Origin of the sequence: Luteibacter sp. NPDC031894, assembly GCF_050273135.1 — a bacterium.
Lineage (GTDB): Bacteria > Pseudomonadota > Gammaproteobacteria > Xanthomonadales > Rhodanobacteraceae > Luteibacter.
The window spans coordinates 948,533-973,491 of record NZ_JBNNMV010000001.1; the positions used below are offsets into that span (position 1 = coordinate 948,533).

Annotated in this window: 25 protein-coding genes and 1 pseudogene; 12 read left to right on the plus strand and 14 right to left on the minus strand. The window is 64.7% G+C overall.

All coding sequences use genetic code 11. The features are described 5' to 3' along the window. Positions 1–101 precede the first annotated feature (101 nt). The 3 genes from ACQKIE_RS04540 to ACQKIE_RS04550 are packed head-to-tail and all read right to left on the minus strand — an operon-like array spanning position 102 to position 4,331. On the minus strand, positions 102–1,163 hold the full coding sequence (locus tag ACQKIE_RS04540; protein ID WP_427456804.1) for a lipocalin-like domain-containing protein: 1,062 nt from the start codon (positions 1,161–1,163) through the stop codon (positions 102–104). Next, on the minus strand, positions 1,163–3,676 hold the full coding sequence (locus ACQKIE_RS04545) for an FtsX-like permease family protein (protein ID WP_427456222.1): 2,514 nt from the start codon (positions 3,674–3,676) through the stop codon (positions 1,163–1,165). The genes ACQKIE_RS04540 and ACQKIE_RS04545 overlap by 1 nt, the downstream gene beginning before the upstream one ends. Next, positions 3,669–4,331 (minus strand): ABC transporter ATP-binding protein, encoded by a 663-nt coding sequence (locus ACQKIE_RS04550; protein WP_427456224.1) that lies wholly within the window; start codon positions 4,329–4,331, stop codon positions 3,669–3,671. The genes ACQKIE_RS04545 and ACQKIE_RS04550 overlap by 8 nt, the downstream gene beginning before the upstream one ends. A 191-nt stretch (positions 4,332–4,522) precedes the next feature. Between ACQKIE_RS04550 and ACQKIE_RS04555 the strand changes: the two genes are divergently transcribed. Together ACQKIE_RS04555 and ACQKIE_RS04560 are read left to right on the plus strand one after the other, a co-directional pair. Then, on the plus strand, positions 4,523–5,197 hold the full coding sequence (locus ACQKIE_RS04555; RefSeq protein ID WP_427456226.1) for a hypothetical protein: 675 nt from the start codon (positions 4,523–4,525) through the stop codon (positions 5,195–5,197). A 56-nt stretch (positions 5,198–5,253) separates the two neighbouring features. Beyond that, positions 5,254–5,559: a carboxymuconolactone decarboxylase family protein gene (locus tag ACQKIE_RS04560; RefSeq protein ID WP_427456228.1), complete on the plus strand. Its 306-nt coding sequence runs from the start codon at positions 5,254–5,256 to the stop codon at positions 5,557–5,559. 39 nt (positions 5,560–5,598) lie between these two features. Here the strand turns inward: ACQKIE_RS04560 and ACQKIE_RS04565 are convergent, their stop codons facing one another. The 3 genes from ACQKIE_RS04565 to ACQKIE_RS04575 all read right to left on the minus strand — a co-directional run bounded on the left by ACQKIE_RS04565 (position 5,599) and on the right by ACQKIE_RS04575 (position 9,338). Beyond that, the gene (locus ACQKIE_RS04565) at positions 5,599–6,594 is read right to left on the minus strand and encodes an SGNH/GDSL hydrolase family protein (RefSeq protein ID WP_427456230.1); all 996 of its coding nucleotides are present in this window, start codon (positions 6,592–6,594) and stop codon (positions 5,599–5,601) included. Between the two features lie 153 nt (positions 6,595–6,747). Continuing rightward, complete coding sequence (locus tag ACQKIE_RS04570) at positions 6,748–8,007, minus strand: ABC transporter permease (protein WP_427456232.1); 1,260 nt, start codon at positions 8,005–8,007, stop codon at positions 6,748–6,750. A gap of 11 nt (positions 8,008–8,018) precedes the next feature. Beyond that, positions 8,019–9,338 carry an ABC transporter permease gene (locus ACQKIE_RS04575; RefSeq protein WP_427456806.1) on the minus strand — a complete coding sequence of 440 codons (1,320 nt, stop codon included), beginning with the start codon at positions 9,336–9,338 and terminating at the stop codon, positions 8,019–8,021. A gap of 286 nt (positions 9,339–9,624) precedes the next feature. On the opposite strand from ACQKIE_RS04575, the gene ACQKIE_RS04580 reads away from it, so the two are divergent. Beyond that, positions 9,625–10,644, plus strand: coding sequence for an L-dopachrome tautomerase-related protein (locus tag ACQKIE_RS04580; protein WP_427456234.1), 1,020 nt, complete (start codon positions 9,625–9,627; stop codon positions 10,642–10,644). A 6-nt stretch (positions 10,645–10,650) separates the two neighbouring features. Here ACQKIE_RS04580 and ACQKIE_RS04585 read toward each other — a convergent pair whose 3' ends face one another. Then, the gene (locus ACQKIE_RS04585) at positions 10,651–12,009 is read right to left on the minus strand and encodes a cation:proton antiporter (protein ID WP_427456237.1); all 1,359 of its coding nucleotides are present in this window, start codon (positions 12,007–12,009) and stop codon (positions 10,651–10,653) included. Between the two features lie 159 nt (positions 12,010–12,168). On the opposite strand from ACQKIE_RS04585, the gene ACQKIE_RS04590 reads away from it, so the two are divergent. Beyond that, a complete protein-coding gene (locus ACQKIE_RS04590) occupies positions 12,169–14,109 on the plus strand; it encodes a glycoside hydrolase family 76 protein (protein WP_427456239.1) in 1,941 nt (646 codons plus the stop codon). A 73-nt stretch (positions 14,110–14,182) separates the two neighbouring features. Here ACQKIE_RS04590 and ACQKIE_RS04595 read toward each other — a convergent pair whose 3' ends face one another. Next, the gene (locus ACQKIE_RS04595) at positions 14,183–14,827 is read right to left on the minus strand and encodes an MOSC domain-containing protein (protein ID WP_427456241.1); all 645 of its coding nucleotides are present in this window, start codon (positions 14,825–14,827) and stop codon (positions 14,183–14,185) included. A gap of 174 nt (positions 14,828–15,001) precedes the next feature. Here ACQKIE_RS04595 and ACQKIE_RS04600 point away from each other — a divergent pair, with 174 nt between their 5' ends. Beyond that, positions 15,002–16,240, plus strand: coding sequence for an MFS transporter (locus tag ACQKIE_RS04600; protein ID WP_427456243.1), 1,239 nt, complete (start codon positions 15,002–15,004; stop codon positions 16,238–16,240). Here ACQKIE_RS04600 and ACQKIE_RS04605 read toward each other — a convergent pair. The 3 genes and pseudogenes from ACQKIE_RS04605 to ACQKIE_RS04615 form a co-directional block, all read right to left on the minus strand. Beyond that, positions 16,221–16,703, minus strand: coding sequence for a response regulator (locus tag ACQKIE_RS04605; protein ID WP_427456808.1), 483 nt, complete (start codon positions 16,701–16,703; stop codon positions 16,221–16,223). The two genes, ACQKIE_RS04600 and ACQKIE_RS04605, sit on opposite strands and share 20 nt — an antisense overlap. Beyond that, a pseudogene (locus ACQKIE_RS04610) lies at positions 16,683–17,825 on the minus strand (ATP-binding protein); the annotation flags it as partial. The pseudogene ACQKIE_RS04610 and the gene ACQKIE_RS04605, both read right to left, overlap by 21 nt. A gap of 114 nt (positions 17,826–17,939) precedes the next feature. Further along, the gene (locus ACQKIE_RS04615) at positions 17,940–18,563 is read right to left on the minus strand and encodes a LysE family translocator (RefSeq protein WP_427456245.1); all 624 of its coding nucleotides are present in this window, start codon (positions 18,561–18,563) and stop codon (positions 17,940–17,942) included. A 51-nt stretch (positions 18,564–18,614) separates the two neighbouring features. Between ACQKIE_RS04615 and ACQKIE_RS04620 the strand changes: the two genes are divergently transcribed. From ACQKIE_RS04620 to ACQKIE_RS04630, 3 genes are read left to right on the plus strand one after another with little or no spacing between them, the layout of a single operon-like run. Beyond that, positions 18,615–19,232 (plus strand): helix-turn-helix domain-containing protein, encoded by a 618-nt coding sequence (locus tag ACQKIE_RS04620; protein ID WP_427456247.1) that lies wholly within the window; start codon positions 18,615–18,617, stop codon positions 19,230–19,232. Between the two features lie 28 nt (positions 19,233–19,260). Then, positions 19,261–20,061 carry a CPBP family intramembrane glutamic endopeptidase gene (locus ACQKIE_RS04625; protein ID WP_427456249.1) on the plus strand — a complete coding sequence of 267 codons (801 nt, stop codon included), beginning with the start codon at positions 19,261–19,263 and terminating at the stop codon, positions 20,059–20,061. Between the two features lie 34 nt (positions 20,062–20,095). Next, a complete protein-coding gene (locus ACQKIE_RS04630; protein ID WP_427456251.1) occupies positions 20,096–20,977 on the plus strand; it encodes a DMT family transporter in 882 nt (293 codons plus the stop codon). A gap of 32 nt (positions 20,978–21,009) precedes the next feature. On the opposite strand, the gene arsB is transcribed toward ACQKIE_RS04630, so the two are convergent. Genes arsB through ACQKIE_RS04645 form a run of 3 tightly spaced genes read right to left on the minus strand, consistent with a single transcriptional unit; the run spans position 21,010 to position 22,947 of the window. Further along, complete coding sequence (gene arsB, locus ACQKIE_RS04635) at positions 21,010–22,080, minus strand: ACR3 family arsenite efflux transporter (protein WP_427456253.1); 1,071 nt, start codon at positions 22,078–22,080, stop codon at positions 21,010–21,012. After that, positions 22,073–22,585, minus strand: a complete 513-nt coding sequence (locus tag ACQKIE_RS04640) for an arsenate reductase ArsC (protein ID WP_427456255.1) — start codon at positions 22,583–22,585, stop codon at positions 22,073–22,075. The genes arsB and ACQKIE_RS04640 overlap by 8 nt, the downstream gene beginning before the upstream one ends. A 20-nt stretch (positions 22,586–22,605) precedes the next feature. After that, positions 22,606–22,947 carry an ArsR/SmtB family transcription factor gene (locus tag ACQKIE_RS04645; protein ID WP_427456258.1) on the minus strand — a complete coding sequence of 114 codons (342 nt, stop codon included), beginning with the start codon at positions 22,945–22,947 and terminating at the stop codon, positions 22,606–22,608. Between the two features lie 40 nt (positions 22,948–22,987). Between ACQKIE_RS04645 and arsH the strand changes: the two genes are divergently transcribed. The 4 genes from arsH to ACQKIE_RS04665 are packed head-to-tail and all read left to right on the plus strand — an operon-like array spanning position 22,988 to position 24,957. Beyond that, positions 22,988–23,701: an arsenical resistance protein ArsH gene (gene arsH / locus ACQKIE_RS04650; RefSeq protein WP_427456260.1), complete on the plus strand. Its 714-nt coding sequence runs from the start codon at positions 22,988–22,990 to the stop codon at positions 23,699–23,701. Positions 23,702–23,750: 49 nt separating this feature from the next. Continuing rightward, positions 23,751–24,200 carry an arsenic resistance N-acetyltransferase ArsN2 gene (gene arsN2, locus ACQKIE_RS04655; RefSeq protein WP_427456263.1) on the plus strand — a complete coding sequence of 150 codons (450 nt, stop codon included), beginning with the start codon at positions 23,751–23,753 and terminating at the stop codon, positions 24,198–24,200. 52 nt (positions 24,201–24,252) lie between these two features. Continuing rightward, positions 24,253–24,468 (plus strand): NAD(P)-dependent oxidoreductase, encoded by a 216-nt coding sequence (locus ACQKIE_RS04660; protein ID WP_427456265.1) that lies wholly within the window; start codon positions 24,253–24,255, stop codon positions 24,466–24,468. Between the two features lie 45 nt (positions 24,469–24,513). Next, on the plus strand, positions 24,514–24,957 hold the full coding sequence (locus ACQKIE_RS04665; RefSeq protein ID WP_427456267.1) for an Rrf2 family transcriptional regulator: 444 nt from the start codon (positions 24,514–24,516) through the stop codon (positions 24,955–24,957). The last annotated feature ends 2 nt before the right edge of the window (positions 24,958–24,959 follow it).

Consider the following 24,959-nt stretch of genomic DNA (forward strand, 5'->3'; position numbering starts at 1 on the left):
GCCAAAGGTTACAACCACTCGCGAACGCAAGTTTTCGCGGGGCAGTCTTGGCCACAGTAATCCGCACCCTGAGCCGCCCGGTCCGTTTCGTGCGGCCGACGCTAGAGTCTCGGTTTCCCGCCGTACCCTACGAGTTCGAGGTAGCCCCGGCCGCCTTCCACGCGTACGGCACCTTCCCAGTAGACGGGCGTCATCGTCGTGTCCAGCTCCTGGTCGTCCATCAACGGGCGCAGGGTGAAGCGCTTCACCCCGGAAGGGGTCGTGACGGAAATCGTCGTTTCGACAGGGTATTGGGCGCCGCTGCGAGGCGAGCGCCAGGTGCGGCGCGTCTCGAATGCCACATCGTGCGGCCCGAGGGTCACCAGGGAGCTGTCCGCGCTTCGCACGCTACCGCCTGCCCAGACCGGGTGACCCTCGGCGTCGCGTACTCGAAAGACAGTCACGGCGCTACCGTCGTCCATGTTCAGGCCAGCCCAATCCCAGCCCACCGAGCGCGCGTTGAGCAGGCTGGACGACCATTCGCGATCGAGCCACGCCGTGCCCCGAATGGTTTCCGTCCGCATGCCACGCGTCAGTCGGCCACTCACCGACAGATGCGGCACGCTGAAGTACGCACTGGCCGCTCCTTCGTCGGGACCCTTGCGGCTGTAACCGCGGTCGCCCTGCAGGAGTGGCGCTTGCGTGGGCGTCAGGGCCAGGTCAAGGGAAAAGCCATTCCCTCCGAAACGCGTGGCGAAACTGCCATCCCGATTTCGCACGAGCCGCCAGTCGTCGATCCGCACGTTGGTGTCGCCCGTCGCCGAAGCGGCCAGTCCGAAGCCTTCGCGGGCGAGCCGCTGCGCATGCTCGATATGGCCCACGGCAGGATCGGAAAGCGCGGCATGCCCGAGGATCAGTTGCCGGGGCGCGAAACGGCTTGGGTTGCCGTCGTCGTACGGCTGACGCGTGCGAAAGAAGGTGATTTGGAAGCCCACGGGTCCACCGCGGGTCTCGAGCCATCCCGTGACATACCACCATTCGAGCCGGTAGTCCGGGTGCGCACCGTAATCGCGCGGCAAGCTCACTGGCACATCCCTCGGCACCGGCGGATACGCCACGCGATCGCTCGCCAGGGCCGGGGTGGCCATCATCAACAGGACAGGCAACCACCAGCGTATCCGCATCACCAGTCCTCCCTGACGGCACGCACGGGATCCGTGGACAGCACGCTGCGACCCACGACCAGCGCGACACCGGCCGTCGCCACGACCAGTCCCGCGACGACGCTGCACAGGAAGGACCACGGCAGGATCGTGTCCATCGTCCAGTGGAACGACTGCGGGTTGACGACGTGGATGAGCACCTGCCCCATCGCCAGTCCCAACGCGACGCCCGCGACGCCACCCACACCCCCCAGCAGCGCGCCCTCGATAAGCAGCATCCTCGCCAGCTCACCGCGTGTCGCACCGACATGCCGCAGCATGCCGAACTCCTTGATGCGCGCGAGCACCTGCGCGCCGATCGTGGCGGCGACGCCGGCCAGGCCGACACACACGGCGATGCCTTCCAGCAGGTAAGTGATGAGGAAACTGCGGTCGAACGCGTCGAGGGCCTTCCGACGTATTTCCTGTGGACGGCTGACGGTGTAATCGTTGCTCGCCGAACCGACGGCGGCACGCAAGCCCGCAACGACCGCTTCCGTGTTTGCGCCCGGCGCCACGAGCACGGAAATGCCGGTGCGCGTGCTGTCGCCGGTCCAGCGTGTGTAGGTTCGCTCATCGACCACCATGGCGCCGTGTTGGCGGGCATAGTCTCGCCACACGCCCGCCACCGTGACCCGCGGTGTCCCCGGCAGCGGCAACGCGAGCGAGTCGCCTGCATTCCAGCCGTACACGCGCGACGCCGGCTCCGATATCCAGATGGGAACGGCACCCGGCGGAATGGGCACCGACGCCCCGAGCAGCGAATGCTGGGCGCCGGGGCCATCGAGCGTGCGCGCGAGAAGCGTGACGTCCGGACGGCGCACATCGAAACGTAGCGGCGTTTCTTTCAGTACGCCCAGCCACGCCACGCCCGGCACGTTGCGCATGCGCGCCTGGGTGGCCGCGTCGAAACCGCCGGCGGTCGTATCGTTCGCCTGGAGGTAGATGTCCGCCCGCAGCACATCTCCGAGCCAGCGGTCCACCGAGCCGCGAAAGCTGGTCACCATGACCGCCATCGCCACGGTCAACGCGGTCGCGGCGAGGATACCCGCCAAGGCGACGGAAGCCTGCGACGGCGCGCCCCACAGGCGCGCAGCGGCCAGGTGGAACGGCACGCCGCCTGCTCGCAGCCGTTGGAGCGGAGACACCAGCGCACGTGCCAGCCACGGCATGAGCGCGACGCCACTGGCGAGCAGCAGTGCCATCGCCACATAGCCGAACACCGAAATGCCGTGCACGGCGGGGAGCACCGAAGCCACGCCTGCGCATGCCAACAGCACCAGGGCCAGCCAAGGGCGCGCGCGAACGCGAGGGTCCACGCTGTCGCCGGAATGCTTGATGGCGATGCCGGGCGCCATCTTCGCCACGGCCAGAGCGGGCACCATGCTTCCCAATACCGCCGCCGCGACGCCCAACGTGGCGAAGATGCATGCGGCCCACGGCGCGAAGACGAGCGATGGCGTGCCACCGCGGAAGTACCCGCCACCCAGGTCCCCACCGAGCAGCTTCAACGCCAGCGATGCCAGTCCAAGACCGAGGCCGATACCCGCGCCAGCGCCGACGAGCCCGAGCAGGATCGCCTCGGTCAGCACTTGTCCACGCACGGCGCCCCGTTCCATGCCGAGCACGCGCAGCAGCGCGAACTGGGCGTTCCTGCGGGCCACCGACAGCGACTGCGCGGAATACACGAGGAATCCGCCGGTCAGCAGGGCCACGAGGGCGAGCATGTCGAGGTTGACGCGATAGGCGGCAGAGAGGCTGCCGTTCTGCGCGGCATCGTTCGCCGCATCGACCACGATGGCGCCGGGCGGCGCGATCCTGGCAATCTCTCGTCTGGCTTTCGCCGGATCGGCAGTGCCCGCGAAGTGGATGTCCAGCCGGTGGATACGGCCCAGCATGCCGAAGCGCCATTGGACGGCCGCGATATCCATGATGGCGAGTCGGGTTCCTGCCGCGGGTGGCAACGTGCCCTCGACCTTCGCCGCGAACACATGCCCATTGGCACGGATATCGACGGTGTCCCCCACATTGCGCCTCGAGGCGGCCAGCGATGCTGCCGAGAGGTAGATCGTCTTGCCGGCCAGGAATGCATCGACGCCTGTCCCGCCGTTGCCACCGAACCCTTGCCCAAACCCACCTGCGCGAAGGACATCGATGCCCTCCAGGGTGACGGGAGTCGTGCCATCGACCGTAGCGGCAACGGTCACGACGGGCGACACGGAGAGACCTGGCATGCTCGCGACACGTGGATAAAATGCCTCATCGAATCCGAAAGCGCTGGTCGAGCGCACGGTCAGGTCGGCCGCGCCGCTGACGGATCGCACCGCCTTGTCGAATTCGCCCAACGCCGATGCGTTGATGAGGTGCACGGCGAAGCCCAGCGCGACGCCAAGCGCGATGGCAATCAGCGCGGAGAAGACTCGTCCCGGATGAGCACGCCATTCGCTCCAGAGCAGCCAGCTCCGCGCCGGGGGAAACAGTCGCTTCTCAGCCACGTTCGACAAGGCCCGAGGGTGACAGCACGAGCGAGCGATCCGCCGCGGCAGCGGCCACCGCGGAATGCGTCACGAGCAGCACCGCGGCGCCGGCGTGTCGCACTTGCTCGACAAAGAGGGCCAGCGTACGGGCCGCGGTTTCCGGGTCCAGGTTACCGGTGGGCTCGTCGGCCAGAATCAGGTTCGGACGATGGACCAGGGCTCGCGCAACGGCCACGCGTTGCAGTTCGCCGCCCGACAACTCCCGGGGGTAGGCACCGCCGCGTCCGCCGAGTCCCACCGACGCGAGCATGGCGTTGGCGGCGGCCAAGGATTCACGCGCGTCCCGCCGTTGCAGCGCCAGGGGCAAGGCAACGTTGTGCGCAAGGTCGAGGTGCGGCAGGACATGGAACGCCTGGAACACGAAACCGATCCGGTCGCGCCTCAAACGCGTACGGCTATCGTCGTCGAGACTGGCGATATCGGTTCCGCCGATACGGACGCTTCCGGCATTCGGGGAGTCGAGGCCGGCGATGAGGTTGAGCAAGGTCGACTTGCCGGCCCCCGACTCGCCGGTGATGGCGACGAACTGGCCGGGCGCCAACGAGAGGTCGATCCCTTGGAAGAGCGTCCGGCCGCCAGGCACGCTCTTGACCAGGCCGTTGACGTCCAGCATCGGGAACTCCCGCGCAAAGGAAAGAGTTTACCTTGCCAACGCACGTGGGTTCGTCCAGCCGCGGACACGATATGTACACATAATCGGACCGTTGCACCCAACCCCATGACTTCCGTCCCCTCGTGACGAATGGCTCATGGTGCGCCGGCGTGTGGCATCTACCGTCCTCCCTTTCGATGGAGGTGAAAATCATGGCCATGCGCATCGCTTGCGGCGTCCTGTTGTTCCTCGCAGGGGCGTCGGTCGCCTCGGCGAACGACGCCGTGCTGGATGAAGCGCTCGCGCGGAAAGCCCTTCCAGCCGCGGAGGTCCAGGGCTCCGTACGCACCACCACCCTGGTGACGGGCGGCGACGAACCGGAAACCGAGACGTCGATCGTCGATCCGCGCAAGCGACCCGACAAGGCCCTCGCGTCGTACGCCGAGTTGAAGGCCGTGATCGGCACGGGCGCGCACGTCGTCGAAAGGCAGACCGGTCGCACGATCTACGCGTTCACCACGCGGCACGTGCCCCGTACGCTCGCGCGGGCGGGCAACGTGAGCATCGACATGGACGGCAAGGACGACGACGAGCAGTTCGACGGGAAGGCCGAGGTCAGCCTCGATGCGACCGGCCGCCCTTACGTCAGCCGGCTCGACCTGCGTCTGAGCGAGCCCGCGGGCAACCTCCTGGCCAAGGTGAAGAAGATCGACCTGAGCTACACCTTCGGACCCGCGGCCCATGCGGACGCCATGGTGGCGACCGCGATGTCAGTCGACGTGGACGTCCGCGCCCTCCTCTTCGTTCATCGCACGGCGCATGCCGAGGCGGTTTTGATGCCGGACGCGCCGGAAGCATCCAAGACGCCGGCACCGTCGACGAAGTAAAGAGGGTCCGGCGTCACGCACGTACCGGCACCGACACCCCAAAGAAGGCGAATCCCATGTACGACATGAAGAACCTGGCCCAACTCAAGCGCCTGGACGAGAACGCTCCCGAGGCGATGAAGGCCTTCTGGGCATTCGACAAGGCGGCGTTCGCCGAAGGTGCCCTGAGCGTCCGTGAGAAACAGCTGATGGCCGTCGCGGTAGCACTCACGACGCAATGCCCATACTGCCTCGAAATCCATACCAAGGCAGCGCGGGACGCTGGCGCCACCGACGAGCAATTGTCCGAAGCTGCGCTCGTCGCGGCGGCGATCCGCGCCGGCGGTTCAGTGACGCACGCGACCCATATGTTCAAGGGCTGAGCCTGTCGTTCGGCGCGTCCATGCGCCTGTCGCTGCTGCTCAGTTATTTCCTTTCACGACGAACGTGGCGTCGGCGGCCTGGCCGAGCGTGCCCACCTCGAAGCGACGCTTGATCTCTGACGCCCAGATCTGCGCGATCACCTTGTAGACCTCCTCGGTGGGATGGGCCTCGTCGCTCGTGGTCGTGCAGAAGGCGGCGCGCTGGTTTTTCGGTGCGGCACCGTAACGAACTTCGATACCCTTTGGTTGCGCCTCCTTGAAGAACCCATAGGAATTCAGGTTCTGGCAGACGTGATACATCGGTGTATAGATGTCGACGATGCCGCCGGGGTTGTCCTTGGGGAAATCTTCATTGATGTGCTTGGCGAGTTCGTGGCCGAAGTTGAGCGAGCCGGTGGAGAAGTCCACCACCTTCTTCGTGGCCTCCTGGCCGTAGTAGCGCACGGCGTCCTGCGGATCGGGAAGGTTTCCGAACAGGAAGGCGGCATGCGGATCCAGCTTGATGATGTCGCCGCAGAGCCGGGCCATTTCCTGGGCGACCTTGAGCATGTCCGACTTGTCGCGCTCGTTCGTCACAAGGTCGTTCAGGCCAAACCAGATGAGGTAAAGACCGACGCCATGTTCCGGTGTCAGCGGGTAAGCCTTGAGATCCTTGACGTACCGCGCGACCTGCTCCTTGAAGTAACCGAGACCCGTACTGCTGCGGTCGGAGCCGCCCATCGCCCCGCCTTCCGCATAGTTTGCATAGTAGAGCGGCGAGGCAGTCGACGAGCCGCTCTTGGAATTCGCGCTCCAGCTTAGGTGGGGTGCCGCCGCGGCCAAGGACGTTGCCTGGTTCACCGTGATCAGGGGGCTGCCGCCCGCCCACTCCCAGATGAAGTCGGTCCAGTTCCTGTTATCGCTGAAGCGCTTGACCTGGTTGGTGCGCATCAAACCGAACAGCGAAGCGAACATGCCGGTGGGCGTCTCGCGCTTGACGCCGATATCCGAGAGGCTGTCACCGAAAATAATGAGTCTTTTAACCTTGACGGTCATGGCGGGGATCCTTGCAATGTGAGCGATCAGGTGGAGTAGCGGGCATTAGCCGGGGCGGCACACCGTCCCCGGGCAAGCACTATCGCTATCGCCTGAGCGCGCTCACATCGGGCAAATCCCGATTCGCGCCGTCGTTTTTCCTGCCTCCTACGCCTAGACCGTTCGCGTCGCCGCCACGGGCGGGACATTGGACGCCCGCCGCGCCGGAACGAACACCGCGAATTGGCCCAGCAGGAGCACCGCCGCCACGCCGACGAGGACCCACGGCACAGGGATGCGATCCATGCCGAAATTACGCATCAACCAGAAGTTGAGCATCAGGGCCATCAGGATGCCGATCGCCGCGCCGCCGGAGGCGATCGTCAGGTTCTCCAACTGGAAGTAATGCAGGATGTCGATCTTGCGCGCACCCAGCGCCCGTCGCACGCCGATCTGCTTGCGCCGCTGGCCGACCCAGAAACTCGTCAATCCCACGATGCCAGCGGCGGTCACGCCGATGAGGATGATGCACACGACGCCCATGAGGATCGCCATGCCGAGGTCGGATTGGTAAGCATGGGACCGGATCTGTGCGAACGACTTCACTGACTCCTCGTCATCGAGCACACGCATCGGGTTGACTCCGAAAAGGACGGAAGGAACGGCCTTCATCACAGCATCCAACCTTCCCGGTTTGGTGCGAACCACATAGCGGGAGTAGCCCGAATTGAGGCGCGCGGGTATGACCACCGCGTTCCAGGCGAAGGTCTTTGCCCAGACCGCGCCCTGCAAGCGGTCCACCACACCGATCACCGTGCTCGGTACCGAGGCACCATTCAGGTAAAGCACCTGCCCTACCGCGCCCTTATCGGGGAGCAGCTTCTCCGCCAGGCCCCGGGTGATCACGATGACGCTGGCCGTGCGATCTTCACCGACGGAGTAATGCTGCACTTCGTCCGGGGTGAAGAATCGCCCGGCGATCACCTTGACGCCGAACGTCGCCAAGGCCTGGTCATCCGTGAAGAAGTAGCTGACACGTGCCGTGCCCTGACTGGCGCCGTCATACGAGCCATCGCCCGGACGGATGCCTGCCGAGCCGGCACGCGAGGACGTGTAAAGCGGCAGGGAATTGGTCGGCGTCACCGAACTCACGTCCGGCATGTTGCGCAACGCGGCCAGGTCTTCCTTCATCATGGCGTCGAGCCGTTCCGCGCCGGCAGCCTGGTCCGGATTGGGCGCGCCCACCCATTGCTGGGACACCATGAACAAGTTGTCCTCGACCAGGCCGGTGGGTCGGTTGATGTTCTGGACACGCTGGCCAATGATGAAAAGCGCGTTACAAACAATCGCCAGGGTCAGTGCGATCTGCAGTGCGATCAGCACGACGCCGGCCTTGTGCTTGCGCAGCGCCGCGAACATGGGGTGCAGGGTCATATCCTCGATCCTCAGTTCGATTTAAGTTGCCAGGCGGGCTGCACGCGGGACGCGCGAAAGGTCGGGTAAAGGCCGGCGACCAGGGTGGAGACCAACGCCAGCGCGAGCGTCAGCAACAAGAGGGGGACGTCCAGTGTCGCCAGCTTCGCGATGCCCTTCGGCAAGACCATGCCCATGCCGAGTATCCCGAAGCCGGTCAGCGCGAGGCCCAAGACACCTCCCGCCAACCCGATCATTCCTGCTTCCGTCAGGAACTGCGCGTAGATGGCGAAGCGCCCAGCCCCCAGCGCCCGTCGCACGCCTATCTCGCCACTGCGGCGCAGGAACTTCGCCAGCAGGAGTCCCGACGTGTTCACGAGGCACACGACCAGGAGCCCGAGTGCCACGAGCAACGAGACCTTAGTGTCCGACGGGACGACTTCCTCGCTTTCCAACCATGCGGGCAGATCGCGCAGCCGGAAGTTCGGCGCCCAGTTGAAGCGGCCCGCCTTCTGCTGCTCGCGGGTATAGTTTTCGAGGTAATCCCGATAGGCCGATACCGCCTGCGCATCGTCCAGTTGGGCCAGGTAACTGATCCATACGCAGGACGAGCGTTGCAGGCCCACGAAGCCCGGTTCCTTGGGTGGCTTCGCGCAATTAGTGTTGCCGTCGTTCGGCACGCCCGATTCGATGGCGCGATCGAACGGCAGGAAGAGATCGTCGGCCGCCGTCGAGAAGCCTCCCGTGTTCTGCACGTCGTAAAAGACAGGCTGAGGATTCCAGGAGTCGAGCACGCCGACCACGCGGTAGCTCTTTCCCTCGACATTGATCGATTTGCCCACGCTGTTTTCGCCGGCAAACAGCTTCCCGTTGAGTTTACTGCTGATGACGGCTACCGCCGAACGTTGCCTGTCGTCGTCGGCGCTCCAGCCACTGCCGTATTTGAACGGCGCTTCGACCATGGGGAAGAATTCCCCGTACACGGCGTGGCCGCCGACGTTGAACGGATGCGCGCCCTGCCGCGTCGGTACGACCGAGGACGAGATGATGTACAGCGCCGATTGCAGCTTCGCGCGGTGGTCGCGCATCAGGGCCATGGCATCGGTGTACGAAAGGGCATCGACCGGTTCGGCGTTGCCATCGCGTTGGGTGCTCGGCCCCCAGGCATCGATCTGCGGGACGAACAAGCGCGACGACTTCCAGGGGATCGGGTCGCCCGACACCGCCCGGAAGACGGAGTACGTCGTCATCGAGGCAGCGACACCGAAGCCGATCGCGAAGACCATCAAGGCCGTGAGGCCGCGGCTGCGCTTCAAGCTGCGCAGGGCCAGTTCGACGTAGTAACCAAGCATGTTCATCCCCTTCTTTCCCTGCCCCGATGTGATGCCACCGCTGTCTCCCTCTCGGCGGACACACGCCCGCCCCACCGGCTACTCAGCAAGTGACGTGCCAGAACGAACACGGATTGAAATGTGTGAACGTGCAGTGGTTTAGCGCGCGGGTCCGCGGGCGGCCGGGTGTCCGCGGACACCGAAAACGGACGTTGCCCGGACATCGTCAACTTCTCTGCACGACGGTTTGACGGCGTCATCGGGCCGGGCGGTCGACGATGCACATTTTTAAAAGGACGCACTCCCCATGAGCACACTGCACGAGGTATGCACGTTCCAGCACCAGGTCACCGGCGTGACCGTGACGCCCGATGGACGGATCTTCGTCAACTTCCCCCGTTGGACTGAGGACAACGAGGTGTCTGTGGCTGAAGTACTCGATGGCGGTGAACTGCGTCCCTACCCCGACACCCAGTGGAACGCCTGGCGCAACGCGAAGGCGACACAGATGCCGGTGGGCGAGCACTTCGTCTGCGTGCAGTCGGTGGTGGCCGATGGCCGGGGCGGCCTCTGGGTACTGGATCCGGCCGCTCCGGGTAATGAGCGCGTGCTTCCGGGTGGCCCGAAGCTGATTCGCATCGATCTGGCGACGGACAAGGTCGACAAGAACATCGCGATCCCCGAGGACGTCGCGCTCCAAGGGACCTACCTCAACGATGTGCGCTTCCACCCCAACGGACGCACCGCCTATATCACTGACTCCGGCACGCGCGGCGCGATCATCGTCGTGGACCTCGAGTCAGGGAAGAGCTTTCGCGCCCTCGACGGGCATCCGTCGACGCAGCTTGAAAAGGACGTGGTGGTCGAAGTCGACGGTGCGCCGCTGCGACGGCCCGACGGACGGCAGCCGGCCTTTGCTTCGGACGGCATCGCGCTGTCCAACGATGGCGACACGCTCTATTGGCAGGCGCTGACGGGGCGCACGCTTTATTGCGTCGACACCGCCGTACTCGCGCCGGACACGCCGAAACACCAGGTGGAAAGCGCGGTGCGGAAAGTCGGAACGACGACCGTGGCCGACGGTCTTTGGCTGAGCAGCACGGGCACGATCTACGTGACCTCGGTCAGCGACAACGCCGTCAAGCGCTGGAACGGCAGTTCGCTGGAAACCGTCGTGCGCGACGACCGTCTGCGCTGGCCGGATACCCTGTCGGAAGGGCCGGACGGCACCATCTACGTCACGGCCTCGCACATCCAGGACACCTACTGGTTCAAGCCCGACGCACCGCCGGCGCTGCCCACGGCGCTGTTCTCATTCAAGCCATGACCGTCGTCAGCCCTGAGAGGGTTCGCGTCGCGCCGCCTTCATCGCCCGGGCCCGCCATTGCATCAACGGCGTCACGCTGATCCCGTGGATAACGACGCTCACGGCGACCACCGTGAGCACGATGCCTTCGAAGGTCCGTGCGGGCAGTCCGGTAAACCCGTGTCCGACCGCGAATGCCATGTAGTTGAGGCTGCCCAATCCACGGATGCCGAACCAACCGATCAACAGGCGTCGTTGCCAGGGTGCCTTGCAACCGATGGTCGCGAGCCAGACGGACATGGGGCGGATCACGAGGAGGAGCACGGCGGCGACGGCGACACCCTGCCATCCGAACACGGGCACGACGGCGACGCCGACGGCGAGCACCAGAGAGACCGCGATGAGCCGCTCGATCGTCTCGCCGAACGACAAGGCGTCGGAGACGACCCAGCCCACGGTCTCCCCCGGATGGTCGACGCTCGCCTGCGCGCGATCGTTGGGGTTGATCCGCATCTCGGCAGGTTCGTCGGGAAGAGCCTCCCCCTCGACTTTCGAGCTGCCGACCTTGTCGCTCACCTGCCATTCGACGCGACGCAAGCCGACGCCCGCGGCGAACGCCGCGATGAAACCCGATGCCTCCACCAGTTGGCTCACCGCGTACACCACGACCATGATGCCCAAGGCCAGGAAATCACTGGGTGCCACGTCACGTGCGGCGTGTCGCAAATGGATCCCCACGGAGCCCAGTCCCCAGCCGCCGATGAAACCAATGAGAAGGCCGCCGATAAGCCCCCAAAGGACATCGACGGTGAGCCAGTGCGCGATGACGTCCGGCATGTCCATGCCGGGGCTCATCAGGGCCAGGGCGAGGAACAGGAGCGGCAGCGCCGTCCCATCGTTCAATCCCGCCTCGCCGGACAGCGCCACCCGGAGCGCGTCGTCATCGCGCGCGTCATCGACCGAGACCAGGGAAGCCAGGACAGGATCGGTCGGACTCACGACGGCGGCCAGCGCCAGCGCAGCGGCAAACGGCCAGCCCATGCCGAAGTAAGCCACAGCGGTCACGCCACTCGCCGTGATCAGCATGGCCGGCAAGGCAAGCCGAACCGCCATGCGCCATCCCGGGTCGCGGAACGGCAGGCGCAGCTTGAGACCGGTGACGAACAGGGAAACGACCAGCGCGGCCTCGGTTGCCAGATGCAGCCAACGGATATGATCTGGCGATGAGGGAAGCGCCGCGAGGCCCATGACACCCGGGCCGATAAGAACGCCGACGACGAGGTAAATCGAGAATGTCGTGACCGGCCCACGATGGATCCATCCCGATAGGAATGAAGTGGCCAACAGGAGCGTGCCGGTCAGCACTAGCCACCAGAGCGGGGTCATGGGCTAATGATTGCGGGCGCTGGGTCAAGGCGGTGCGAAAGGTCATTTGTCTGACTAATGGCGCACTTTCGCCGATTGCGTTGACGCAGTTCTCAATTTGGCGACAGCGCGTCTGCAACACTCGGACGACTTAGGGAAGTCAGAGGAGTGCTTGCGATCATGAATCCCGTGGTCCCGTCCCAGCTGTTCGCGCGTCGGTTGAGCCGTTTCCCGACAAGAATCCACACCTTGATCGCCGTGGCCGCCTTGACGGCCATGGCCGCCTTCTCCGCCGCGGCGGGGTCGTCCAACGCCTCGCATGCGCGTACCGACGGCCCTACCCCCGTCGCCCGTGCCCGCGTGGCGGCCGACGTCCTGATGGGCTCGTATGACCCAGAGAAGGCCTGGTTCCCCTCCAGTTGGTGGAACTCGGCGGTCGCCTTGCAGACCATCGGCGACTACATGCAGCGCACCGGCGACCGCCGCTACCTCGGCCAGCTCGACAACACCTTCGAGAAAGACAAGGGCGCGTTCCCCGCCGGCGTCCTCTCCGGAGACCCCTTGCTTGGCAACTTCACCAGCCGCGCCATCGACGATTCCGAATGGTGGGGCCTCACCTGGCTGCAGGCGTACGACCTGACGCGTAACCCCAAGTACCTCAACATGGCGGTCACCATTGCCGAGTACGTCAACGGCTACTGGGACACCAGCACCTGTGGCGGCGGCGTCTGGTGGGACGGCGAGCGTACCTACAAGAACGCCGTCACCAACGGCTTGTGGATCCGGCTGACCGCCGAGCTGCACAACCGCATTCCCGGCGACACGCTGTGGCTGACCCGTTCACGCACGGCGTGGGCGTGGTTCCAGGGGAGCGGCATGATCAATGCCAACGGCCTGGTCAACGACGGGCTCACCAACGCCTGCACCAACAATGGCCAGACGGTGTGGAGCTACAACCAGGGCCTGGCCATCGGCGCCGGCCTCGAACTGTGGCGGGCCACCCGTGACCCGCAGATCCTGACGAGCGTGCGCCGCCTCGCCGACGCCGCGATCGGTCCGGGTGGCCTCACCGCCAACGGTGTCCTCAGCGAAGAGTGCGACGCCACGGACCGGACCTGCGACGACAATGGCAAGCAGTTCAAGGGCATCTTCACGCGCTACTGGACCGACCTTGTCGATACCACGCATGAATCGCGCTATGCGGATTTCCTTCACCAGCAGGCCGAATCCATCTGGACGAACGACCGCGATGCGGCCGGTCGCCTCGGTACCCGTTGGTCGGGCGCCACCAGCGACGACCACCCCAACGTGTTCGACTGGCGCACCCAGGCCAGCGCGCTCAGTGCGCTGATCGGCGACGTGCCGACCTTGACGCCGTGGGCATCGCTTGCCGCGACCATGTCCCCGGCACAGCCCGTGATCATGCCGGCCGCGTCCGGCACCACGGTCGTCCCCATCGATCTCGGTGTCTCGGCGACGGGTTTCTTCCCGCTGTTGACGCTCGCCTCCGTGGACGCGCCTTCCGGCTGGAATGCCACGCCGCGTGCCAAGCTCCTGCCGCTGCATCCCCATGGCAACGCGTTCCCGGTCAGCGGCACCATTCCGCTGCAGGTCAGCGTGCCGAGCACGGCAACCGATGGACACCACTTGGTCACCGCGAACGTGATGGCCGCCGGACTGCGCTTCAGCACTCAGGCGGACGTGCTGGTCGCGCACACGATCGACTTCGACACCGGTACGGTCGACGAGAACCCCTGGCTGTTCGATCCCGATCATTCGCAAAGCAACGGCGTGCAGAACCGCTTCGCCGACGGCAATGCGCACTTCACCTATCGCTTCCCCTTCCCGGCCGACACGACCGCGGCGCACGTCACCCTGACGATCGACGCCGAGTTCCTGGTGCAGGCCAGTTCCGATAACGAGCATTGGACCACGGTGCTGGTCGAGGATCGTCCCATCACCGATGGCTCGAACAAGGCCGATCGCACCATCGACCTCACCCCCTACCTCGGCAGCGGGGCCGATGGTTCCAAGCCGGTTTACCTGAAGGTGTCGGACAACTTCCCGAATGACGGCTGGGGCGGGCGCGTGTATCACGTGACGGCGAATATCGTCGAATAGCCGTAGCGGGTGCCTCCGTTCCCCATCGTGGGCGGAGGTACCCGTCCTCAGCGGTACAAGGTGGCGCTCAGGGTCAATTGAATGGAGCGGGCTCGGCCCTTCGCGCCGCTAGTTGTCGCCAGCCTTCCGACAGCGTCGCCAATGCCGCTAGCGCGGCGAGCGCATCGCGGTCGTGCCGATCGACATAAAACGCGCGCCAAACGCGATGGACGGTCCATTCCGGCGTCGGCCGATCGATGCGTTCAAGCATCGCATCGGGCGATACCTCCCCTTCCTCGAGTACGCGGTAATACCAGCCCGTGCGACCGGACATCTGCACGCGGGCCGCCATGTCGTCGACCTCGAAGCGGGCATTGAGCTTCCAGCAGGGTTGACGCCCCTGGCTCACTTGCAGCGTTGCCGTCCCGAGGCGGAATACGTCGCCGACCGCCACGTCCAACTCCGTCAGGCCGGTAGTCGACAGGTTCTCGCCAAAGCCGCCTGGATGGTTGAGTTCCGGTGAATTGCCGATCTCTTCTCGCCATCCCCGGTAGTGATCGAAGGGATAGTGGTGGACGGCCTTTTCCCGTCCGCCGTGATTCTTCAGGTCGGCCTGGCTATCGGCATCGAAGCCGGTGTGAGTCACACGCAACGTGCGATCCGTAGGCATCTTACGAATGGCGCTCGGCTTGCCGGAATCGCCGAGCGGCGCGATCACTCCGACAAGGATCTTTCCCACGGGGAATGCTTGGCCCATCGCGATAGCTGCCTTCGCCGGTCTTCATGGATGCAATTTGCGCATTGTACGGCTCGGCAAGAGATGCCGTCGCATGAAAGCAGGCACAGTTGCACTGTGCAACTAACTCAGTCTATGCTCTGGTAAGTTGCATTATGCAACTTACGGACGACCCCCATGAAACCGCGTACCTCGACGGCAGCACTGCTACCACTGGAGATCTCCAGCACTCCGAGGATGTCAGCTTCCCTGCTCGCCCTGTTGGCTTGCGCAAGCGGGCTGAGCGTGGCGAACGTGTACTACGCCCAGCCCTTGCTGGACGCGATCGCGGCCGACTTCTCGATTACCCGCGCCGCTATTGGCGGTGTCGTCACAGCCACCCAGGTCGGTTGTGCGCTGGCACTTATCTTCCTTGTGCCGCTCGGCGACCTGGTGAGCCGTCGTCGCCTGATGCTCATGCAGGCGCTGGCGCTTGTCGCAGCATTGGCACTCGTGACGTTATCGAACAGCGCCGTGGTGCTCCTCATCGGCATGCTCGCCACGGGATTGTTCGGTACGGCAATGACACAAGGGCTGATCGCGTATGCCGCGAGCGCCGCCGGCGACACCGAGCGAGGTCACGTGGTGGGTACGACCCAGGCCGGCGTCTTCATCGGTCTGCTGCTCGCGCGCGTCGTGTCGGGTGGCGTCAGCGACGTCGCCGGATGGCGCGGCATCTATGGGGTGGCGTCCGTGGCGATGCTCATCCTTGCGACGATGCTCTACCGTGCGCTTCCCGATATCCCAACGTCCTCATCGCGGATGAGCTATCCGCGACTTCTATCGTCCCTGCTTGGTCTGCTCCGCGACGAGCGGGTGCTACGCATTCGGGGCACCCTGGCGTTCCTGATGTTCGCCGTGTTCAATGTCTTCTGGAGCGCTCTCGTCCTGCCCCTCAGCGAGGCGCCCTACCGTTTTTCCCACACGATCATCGGCGCGTTCGGGCTTGTTGGTGCCCTGGGCGCACTCGCGGCGGGTCGCGCCGGGCGATGGGCCGACCGCGGGCTGGGCGAACGGGCCACCGGTTGGGCGATGGGTCTGCTGGTGGTTGCCTGGCTCCCCCTCGCGTCCATGCACGCCTCCCTATGGTGGCTGGCTCTCGGCATCGTGCTGCTGGATGCGAGCGGTCAGATCATCCACGTCACGAACCAGAGCCTGATCCTGCGACGGCGCCCGGACGCGCACGGCCGTCTGATCGGCGTGTACATGCTCTTTTACGCGACCGGAAGCGGCGCGGGTGCCATGGCCACCACGGCAGTCTACGCGCGGTTCGAGTGGGTGGGCGTCTGTGCGCTCGGTGCGGCGGTAGGTCTCGCGGCCTTGCTGTTCTGGGTGGCTACCGTCGACCGAGCGGAGCTCACGCGGGCGAAGGTTTGATGCGCGACGCTGAAAGCCATGCGACGGCCGCCTCGATGGCGGATGCCAACGCCGACTGATCGAACGGTTTCGAGAGGCGGGTGATGCCGGGGCCGGACGGCGAGAGTGCTTCCGCATACCCCGTCGCGACGACGATCGGCAGGTCCGGCTGGAGCTGTCGCAGTGCCTCGGCAAGTTCCGCGCCCGTCATGCCGGGCATCGAGAAATCCGTCAGCAGCAGGTCGAACTTTCCGGGCGTCTCGAAGGCCACGAGGGCGTGCTTGCCCGACTCGGCCTGGACCACGACGTGGCCCATGTCCTCGAGCATCGCGCAAAGCGTCTCGCGCACCAGGGAATCGTCATCGACGGCCAGGATCTTCAGCGAGGGCCTGTTCGATGGTGTCCGCCGCTCGTCCTCGACCCGGTCCGAGGCCGCTTGCGCGGCCCGCGGATTGCCGGCAACGGGAAGCAGCAGGGTGACCACGGTCCCCTGTCCCGGCGTGCTCTCGAGCATCAGACGTCCGTTGGACTGTTCCGCCAGGCCATGGACCATGGAGAGCCCAAGGCCGGTGCCCTTCCCGACGCCCTTGGTCGTGAAGAACGGATCGGCCGCGCGCGCGAGCGTTTCGGGAGGCATCCCCTGCCCGTCATCGGACACGGAGAGACGAATGTAGCGGCCTCCAGGAAGTCCCGAGGGGTGCCGCGCTCCGACGACGTCGACGGTTGCCGCCACCTCGATGTTGCCTCCGTTCGGCATGGCGTCGCGCGCATTGACGAGTAGATTGAGCAACGCCAGTTCGAGCTGGTGGGGGTCGACCAGCGCGGCGTCCAGCGACAGGGGAAAACGCGTCGTGACCGAGATACGAGATCCGAGCGTGGTCTTCGTCATCTCGCTCATCCCGTGCACGAGCGCCGGGATGTCCACCGCCGTGGGCTGGAGCTCCTGGCGCCGGGCGAAGGCGAGCATGCGTTGCGTCAGGGACGCACCGCGGTTGAGCCCCGCCATGGCGGTCTGGAAGATGGATTGCGTCCGGGCATCGTCGGGCAAGCGTTGACGAAGCAGTTCCAGCGCGCCCTGGACAGCCATCAGGAGATTGTTGAAGTCGTGCGCCATGCCGCCGGTCAGCTGGCCGATCGCTTCCATCTTCTGTGCCTGGAAAAGCGCTTCGCGAGCTTCCTCGAGCTGTTGCGCGGCCGCGCGCTGTTCGGTGACGTCCCGGGTTACCTTCGCAAAACCGATGAGCGTGCCGCTCTCGTCGAGGATGCGGTCGATGATCACGTGCGCCCAAAAGCGCGTCCCGTCCTTTCGCACGCGCCACCCTTCGTCTTCCACGCGTCCCGTGGAAGCGGCGATCGAGAGGTTGCGCTGCGGGATACCCGCCGCGCGATCTTCTTCGGTATAGAAATCCGAGAAGTGATTGCCGATGATCTCGTCGGGCAGATAGCCCTTGATGCGTTCGGCACCGGGGTTCCAGCTCGACACATGGCCGTTGGGGTCGAGCATGTACACGGCGTAGTCGGCAACACCCTGCACGAGGATCCGGAATTGGGTTTCGCTCGTTCCCAGGTGGTTCGACGTGGTCTGCCCACCCTGCTGCTCATTCATGGTCACGCTCACGCCTTCGGTCAATGTCACGGTCGACTTCGCAGTCGCGCCGAGGGTGGAGAAATGGTCGTTAAATCCGCGTCAAGCCGCGCTGAGGATCGGTACCCTCGCGTTTCAAGTACCTTCCCTGCTCGAGAACGCAACGAACAAGCCAAGTGCAGCCATCGTCGCACCCGAAATCTTCGTGAGCACCTTCTCTCGCGCCGCGCGTGCCGCGCCCGACACGACGAAGCGATGCGCTGCAGCGACGACGATGAGATCCGCCGTCGTATTGAACGCGACGCAAAGCGTGCCGAGTACGACGAACTGCAGCGCGAACGGGTGCGCGTGCGATACGAATTGGGGAATGAAGGCCAGGAAGAACATGGCCGTCTTGACGTTGAGCGCTTCGACCACGACGCCATCGCGGAACGCCTTGCCCGCTCCCGCGCGGCGAAGCGTCGGGACGTCGGCTGCGGGCGCCTTCTTCATCAGGGTCCTGACGCCAAGGTAGAGCAGATACGCGGCACCAAGGTACTTAGCCAGCGAATACGCCACGGCCGATTCCGCGATGAGCACGGACAATCCGAGCGCCGCCGCCACCACATGGACCATGCCGCCCGCGGCGGTGCCGAGCGATGAGGCCACGCCCTCGGCTCGTCCACCCGCGACCGTTCGCGCCACGACGTATGCCATGCCAGGTCCGGGCACGATGGCGAGAAGGATGGCTGCGGCGATGAAAGCAAGCGATGGGAGCATGGGCTGCGATCCGGGGTAATATATCGACTGATTCAGTCAGGATAATGACTTATGACCATTACGGTCAATATATCGACCGCGACGGAAGACACCCTCGAAGGTCTCACGTCGGCCGTCTCGGCCAGGATCAAAGCGCTGCGCACCGGCAGTCGTTTAAGTCTCGACGCGCTTTCGAAGCGCTCGGGTGTGAGCAAGGGGATGCTGGTCGAAATCGAGAAAGGCGCCGCCAACCCCAGCATCGGCACCCTTTGCCGCGTCGCGTCGGCCTTTGGCGTTTCAGTAGCCGATCTGGTCAGCACCACGGAGTCCAGCGGCGTCCGCGCCGTCCCCTCCGAAGACATTCCCACCCTGTGGTCCGGCGATCGAGGCGGTACGGCTCGACTATTGGCCGGCACGACGGGCCCCGACATGATCGAGCTCTGGCGATGGGTGCTGATGCCGGGCGAGGTCTACGAAGCTCAAGCCCACTCGGCCGGAACGATGGAACTTTTCCACGTGGAAGAAGGCACGCTCGATCTTGTCGTGGACAAGACCCGACTGGTGATCGAAGAAGGTCATTCGGCCGTTGCTCGAACGGACCGGCCGCACAGATACTCGAACATGTCGGATCGCGCCGTCGTGTTTACCATGGCGGTGGCGGAGTTGTCCCGTGGTCGGACCGCTCTCTGACGGAAACCTTGCGGAGGAAAGGCGTCGCATGCCAACACCCTCATTCGCGCGCATTGCAGGTTACTTTGCTATCGTCGCCGCCATGGCTTTCGGGGGCGCGTTCGCTGTCGCGGTATTCGTGCCGGCACGCGTGGGCGCGGATGTCGCCTGGTTCGTGAAGTGCGTCCTAGTCATGTGTCTCGTAACGGCGGTCACGTGGTTTTACATGCGTCATGACGGCGTGACCTGGAAGCGGTATGGCGTGGCTCGCGGCGCTGGCATCCGCGTCATCGGAGGCCTGGGCGCAGGCCTTCTGCTGGCGGGAGCGTGGTCATCACCGGTGTACCTCGTTACGCCATTCCATTGGTCCTTGAACGACGGATTGAGCTGGACGCCCTTCGTCCTCGGCACATTTGCCAGCGTCGGCATGGGTATCGCGGAGGAAGTCGGCTATCGCACCTACGGCATGGACTGTCTCCTGTCCCGTGCCGGACCGATGGCAGCCGTGCTCGTTCCCACAGTGATCTTCGCCGGCATGCACATCGCCGGCGGCGTCCCATGGCAAGCCGGCCTGCTCGTCGTCGGTTCGGCGAGCGTCATGTACGGCTGCCTCATGCTCGCCACGCGCAGCCTTCCCTTCGTCGCTGCATTCCATATCGCCAACAACGTCGGCCAGGATGCCTGGTTGCGCACGGGGACGGGCTCCCTTTGGCGGCCCGTCTTCGAGTCTGACATACCAGCTTCTTCCCAGCCGACCATCTGGACTGGGATGATGGTGTTGAACCTGATCGTTGCGACGGGGGCGTGGGCCATCTGGCGTGCGGCGCGGAAGCAAACCGACAATCGGTAAACATGCCGTTTCTTACATCCAGCATCGAGTAGCCATGAACGAGGGGAAAGCATCGGCCGGTGCCGTGGTGGCGCTAGGCGCCACCGTCGTCATCTGGGCGTCCAGCTGGATCGTGATGAAGCTGGTCCTGCGCTACGCGGGCCCGTTTGATTTTTCAGCCCTGCGCTACAGCATCGGCGCCGTCCTGCTTTTCCTGGTGCTCGTCGTGTTGCGGCGGCCGCTGGCGCCGCCACCGCTGGCGGGAACCATCATCACCGGCCTCACACAGACGGCTGCCTTCCAGGGTCTTGGTCAGTTCGCATTGACCAGTGGCGGTACCGGTCGTGTCGTGCTGCTGGCTTACGCCATGCCCTTCTGGGCCGTGCTACTTGCCTGGCTGATCCTCGGCGAGCGCCCGGTGCGCCGCCACTGGATCGGTCTGGCGTTGGCTGCCATCGGTCTCACCTGCGTCATTGCTCCGTGGCGTGGCCTGGGTCATCCCCTGAGTACGGTGACCGCCTTGCTCGGCGGGGTCTGCTGGGCCCTCGGAACCGTCACCAGCAAGGCCATGTTCCAGCGCCATCAACCGGACCCGCTCACGTTCACTGCGTGGCAGATGGCATTCGGTGCGGCCGCGCTGGCGATCGTGGCGTTCTTCGTCCCGGAACGCAGCATGGAGTGGACGCCTGCCTTCATTGCCGGACTGGTTTTTTCCGTCATCTTCGCCACCAGCCTGGCATGGACGTTGTGGCTACTGGTAGTCCGCCGGCTTCCGACGACCGTCGCAGCATTGTCGTCGTTGGCCGTACCCGTGCTCAGCGTGCTGATGGCGTGGGTCGTGCTCCACGAACCGCCCACTTCGAATGAATGGGTCGGGATGGCGTTTATCGTGACGGGACTGCTGGCCGTGACCGGCGTGAGGTTGACACGGCGGTGACGGCGGTGACGGCGCCACTCAATCTAACGCAGTCATTTGGAGACAAACGCGGCAGGCCGTCGGACGTACCAACCCTTCGACACATTCACGATACGAACCAGCGACAGCATCACCGGCACCTCGACCAGTACCCCCACGACGGTCGCCAATGCCGCCCCCGAGTTAAGACCGAACAGACTTATCGCGGCCGCCACAGCCAATTCGAAGAAGTTGCTGGCACCGATCAGGGCGGACGGCCCGGCTACGCAATGCTCCACGCCCAACCAGCGGTTCAACAGGTACGCGAGGCCCGAGGTGAAGTACACCTGCACCAGGATGGGCACCGCGAGCATGGCGATGATGAGCGGTTGGGCCAGGATCTGTTTGCCCTGAAAGCCGAACAGCAGTGTCAACGTCACCAGCAGCGCGACGAGCGACACCGGGCCGAGGCGTCGTAGCCACGTCGCTAATGCCGTCTCGCCGCCGCGTGCAAGGATTGCTCGCCGCCAGACCGTCGCCCCGATGACCGGCAGCACGATGTAGAGCGCGACCGACAGAGCAAGGGTCGCCCAGGGGACCGTGATCGCGGATACACCGAGCAACAGTGCCACCAGGGGTGCGAAGGCCAGCACCATGATGCCGTCGTTGATGGCGACCTGACTAAGCGTGAAGTTCGGTTCGCCGCCGCACAAGTTGCTCCACACGAAGACCATCGCGGTACATGGCGCCGCTGCCAGCAAGATCAGCCCGGCGACGTAGCTGTCCACCTGCTGCGCTGGAAGGTAGCCGGCGAAGACGTGACGCAGGAACAGCCACGCCAGCAGTGCCATCGAGAAAGGCTTCACCGCCCAGTTGATGAAAAGCGTAACGCCCATGCCTTTCCAATGCCGGCCCACCTGGCGCATGGCACCCAGGTCGATCCGCAACAGCATCGGCACGATCATCAGCCAGATCAGCGCCGCAACAGGCAGGTTGACCTTGGCGACTTCCATGGCGCCCAGCGCGGAAAACGGTTCGGGTAGCCAGCGACCTAGCAGCGTGCCGAGGACAATGCAGGCGGCTACCCAAAGCGTGAGGTATCGTTCGAAAGATCCGATGGCCGGCCGCGTTGCAACCTCAGACATGGGTGGCCTCTTCGGAGGGAATGAACGCGATGCGATCCAGCGCACCCTTCAATACCTCGCGATCTGCCCAGGATTCCGGCGGTAGCGTGAGGAAGGCCGTGAGACGCGCTTTGATGGTGGCGTGGGCGCGTAAAAACGCCGCGTGTTTTGCGGTGTCGTCGCCTTCCACCGCCGCGGGATCCGGCAAGCCCCAATGAGTGCGCACGAAGTCACCGAAGAAGACCGGACACGGTTCGGACGCGGCGCTATCGCACACGGTAACCACCAGATCGATCGGTGGTGCTCCCTCTCCAGTGAATTCGTCCCACGACTTGCTGCGCAAGCCTGCGATTGGCATTTCCGCGTCGGAAAGTATCTTGAGGGCAAAGGGATTGATGCGGCCAGTGGGTTGGCTGCCAGCGCTGAATGCCTCGAACCGCCCTCCTCCCCACGCACGCAACGTGGCCTCGGCGAGGACGCTGCGCGCGGAATTTCCGGTGCAGACGAACAGAACCCGATAAGTCATAGAAGAATCATCTCTGGAGGTCAGCAGACGCCGCCGCGCGAGCGACCCGCGCCGGCGGGAGCGCAGACGGCGTGGGGGCTGTCCGCGCAACAGTTGTGAGTGAGGTAAGCGATCAGGCCGTCCATCGCATCGAATGCGGCGCGGTAGCAGACGAATCGGCCCTGGGGTTCCGCCGTGATGAGACCCGCGCGCACCAGTTCCTTAAGGTGGAACGACAACGTCGCCCCCGGCAGGCCCAACGCGTCACCCAAGTCCCCCGCCATGCGTCCGTCAGGTCCGGCAACCACCAGGAGCCGAAAAATGGCGAGACGCTTGGCATGGCCGAGTGCGGTCAAGGCGCCGATTGCATCGTTTGTTTCCATAAAACTAGAATAGTCGAAACATTAGCGCCCGACCACCCCAATGCCGACCGACCTGCCCAACCTTCATTTCGATCTGCTGCCTAGCCCCGAGGCCGCACGCCTGCACGCGGATGGCGACGCAGGCCACGCACCCCGCATTCTCATCCTCTATGGCTCCCTTCGCTCGCAATCGTTCTCCTGGAAGCTCGCACTCGAAGCCGAACGAATCCTGCAGCATCTAGGTGCGGAGACCCGGGTCTTCGATCCCCATCAGTTGCCACTGCTCGATAGCGTGCCGGCAAGCCACCCAGAGGTGCGACGACTCCGCGAGTGGTCCAGTTGGTCCGAAGGCCATGTGTGGGTAAGTCCAGAGCGCCACGGCACGATCACGGGCGTCTTCAAGAACCAGATCGATTGGTTGCCCCTGGAAGACGGCAGCGTGCGTCCCACGCAAGGCCGAACGCTGGCGGTCATGCAGGTTTGCGGCGGCTCCCAATCGTTCAATGTGGTAAACACCCTTCGGGTGCTCGGCCGATGGATGCGCATGGTGACCATCCCCAACCAGTCGTCGGTCGCGAAGGCTTGGCAGGAATTCGACGAGCATGGGCGCATGAGGCCCTCGGGTTTCTACGATCGCGTTGTGGACGTCATGGAGGAGCTCATGAAGTTCACGCTGATGGTGCGCGGGCGTAGCGATTACCTGGTCGACCGTTACAGTGAGCGCAAAGGCGGTGCCACTCAGCGTGCCTTGGCACGTGCCGCTGGCGCCGCGTAGGCAGTCTGAGTCTCCTCCACCCACCCAACCGCATCAGGAGTCGCCGCCCATGAAGTGCGTGGAACAGTCCCAGCCAGAAGATCGCGACGCGATCCTGGCAGTGTTGACCGCCGCTGGCTTGCCCACTTCGGACTTGGTGGGCGGTACAGCTGTGGACTTCCTTGTCGTGCGTCACGACGAGAACGTCGTGGGCGTCGTTGGGCTCGAACATGCGGGTGCGCACGCACTGTTGCGGTCACTGGCGGTGCATCCGGATGCGAGGGATCGTGGTTTGGGACATACCCTGGTCGATGCGATCCAGGAGCACGCGTCCGATAAGGGCTTCAGCATGCTGTTCTTGCTGACGACGACAGCTGCTGATTTCTTCGTGCGACGCGGCTTCCGGCATGTCGAGCGAATGGAAGTGCCCGCCGACATTCAGGGTACACAGCAGTTTGCCGGGTTGTGTCCGGCCAGCGCTGTGGTGATGGTGAAGGAACTCGACAGAAGATGCGCGTAAAGATTGCCTTGATCGGGCATCCACGCCTGACGTGGGTCCTCAGCGATGTGACGTGCGGAACGAGCGTGAGCTCGACTGGGTGTTCCTGAGCCCGGCTGCCATGCTGGTACCGAGCGAGCGCACCGGACTGTATCGCACCGGTCAGGATCACCTTCTGACCGATGGCCAGGGCGATAGCCGGATTTCTCTGGAAGATTTCGCGGTGGCGATGCTCGACGAAGTGGAGACGCCTAAGCACCATCGTCAGCGGTTCACCGTCGCCTACTGATCGGATGTGTTGACAAGCGTCCGAGTTTGCAACATCGTAAGTTACATGAAACGCGATAGCCGCTTGTCGTCCGTGCTGCATGCGCTCCTCCACATGGCCGAGCAGGATGGCGCCGTTACTTCCGACGTCCTCGCCAAGTGTCTGGGGACCAACCCCGTCGTCGTTCGTCGCACCATGGGGTACCTGCGCGACGCCGGAATCGTCACCTCCGAGCGGGGTCACGCGGGCGGGTGGCGGATCCAGGCCGACCTTGCCACGGTCACGCTTCGCCAGTTGCACGAAGCCCTGGGTGAGCCCGCGCTGTTCGCGATCGGCAACCACGACGAAGCGCCCGAGTGCCTGGTCGAGCAGTCGGTGAATGCCGCGCTCGAAGGCACGCTTGCCGAAGCCGAGGCGCTCTTGCTCCAGCGGTTCTCCGAAATCACCCTCGCCGACCTGGCCGCCGACTTCGCGCGCCGGCATGCCGCATTACGACGCCATCGGAGATGACC

Excerpts from the sequence above, each read along its gene's own strand:
- arsB (WP_427456253.1), bottom strand. The coding sequence starts at position 22,080 with ATGTCTGAGGTTGCAACGCGGCCGGCCATCGGATCTTTCGAACGATAC.
- ACQKIE_RS04580 (WP_427456234.1), top strand. The coding sequence starts at position 9,625 with ATGAGCACACTGCACGAGGTATGCACGTTCCAGCACCAGGTCACCGGC.
- ACQKIE_RS04630 (WP_427456251.1), top strand. The coding sequence starts at position 20,096 with ATGAACGAGGGGAAAGCATCGGCCGGTGCCGTGGTGGCGCTAGGCGCC.
- ACQKIE_RS04575 (WP_427456806.1), bottom strand. The coding sequence starts at position 9,338 with ATGCTTGGTTACTACGTCGAACTGGCCCTGCGCAGCTTGAAGCGCAGC.
- ACQKIE_RS04585 (WP_427456237.1), bottom strand. The coding sequence starts at position 12,009 with ATGACCCCGCTCTGGTGGCTAGTGCTGACCGGCACGCTCCTGTTGGCC.
- ACQKIE_RS04600 (WP_427456243.1), top strand. The coding sequence starts at position 15,002 with ATGAAACCGCGTACCTCGACGGCAGCACTGCTACCACTGGAGATCTCC.
- arsN2 (WP_427456263.1), top strand. The coding sequence starts at position 23,751 with ATGAAGTGCGTGGAACAGTCCCAGCCAGAAGATCGCGACGCGATCCTG.
- ACQKIE_RS04540 (WP_427456804.1), bottom strand. The coding sequence starts at position 1,163 with ATGCGGATACGCTGGTGGTTGCCTGTCCTGTTGATGATGGCCACCCCG.
- ACQKIE_RS04625 (WP_427456249.1), top strand. The coding sequence starts at position 19,261 with ATGCCAACACCCTCATTCGCGCGCATTGCAGGTTACTTTGCTATCGTC.
- ACQKIE_RS04665 (WP_427456267.1), top strand. The coding sequence starts at position 24,514 with ATGAAACGCGATAGCCGCTTGTCGTCCGTGCTGCATGCGCTCCTCCAC.
- ACQKIE_RS04645 (WP_427456258.1), bottom strand. The coding sequence starts at position 22,947 with ATGGAAACAAACGATGCAATCGGCGCCTTGACCGCACTCGGCCATGCC.
- ACQKIE_RS04615 (WP_427456245.1), bottom strand. The coding sequence starts at position 18,563 with ATGCTCCCATCGCTTGCTTTCATCGCCGCAGCCATCCTTCTCGCCATC.
- ACQKIE_RS04560 (WP_427456228.1), top strand. The coding sequence starts at position 5,254 with ATGTACGACATGAAGAACCTGGCCCAACTCAAGCGCCTGGACGAGAAC.
- arsH (WP_427456260.1), top strand. The coding sequence starts at position 22,988 with ATGCCGACCGACCTGCCCAACCTTCATTTCGATCTGCTGCCTAGCCCC.
- ACQKIE_RS04565 (WP_427456230.1), bottom strand. The coding sequence starts at position 6,594 with ATGACCGTCAAGGTTAAAAGACTCATTATTTTCGGTGACAGCCTCTCG.
- ACQKIE_RS04570 (WP_427456232.1), bottom strand. The coding sequence starts at position 8,007 with ATGACCCTGCACCCCATGTTCGCGGCGCTGCGCAAGCACAAGGCCGGC.
- ACQKIE_RS04590 (WP_427456239.1), top strand. The coding sequence starts at position 12,169 with ATGAATCCCGTGGTCCCGTCCCAGCTGTTCGCGCGTCGGTTGAGCCGT.
- ACQKIE_RS04550 (WP_427456224.1), bottom strand. The coding sequence starts at position 4,331 with ATGCTGGACGTCAACGGCCTGGTCAAGAGCGTGCCTGGCGGCCGGACG.
- ACQKIE_RS04555 (WP_427456226.1), top strand. The coding sequence starts at position 4,523 with ATGGCCATGCGCATCGCTTGCGGCGTCCTGTTGTTCCTCGCAGGGGCG.
- ACQKIE_RS04620 (WP_427456247.1), top strand. The coding sequence starts at position 18,615 with ATGACCATTACGGTCAATATATCGACCGCGACGGAAGACACCCTCGAA.
- ACQKIE_RS04640 (WP_427456255.1), bottom strand. The coding sequence starts at position 22,585 with ATGACTTATCGGGTTCTGTTCGTCTGCACCGGAAATTCCGCGCGCAGC.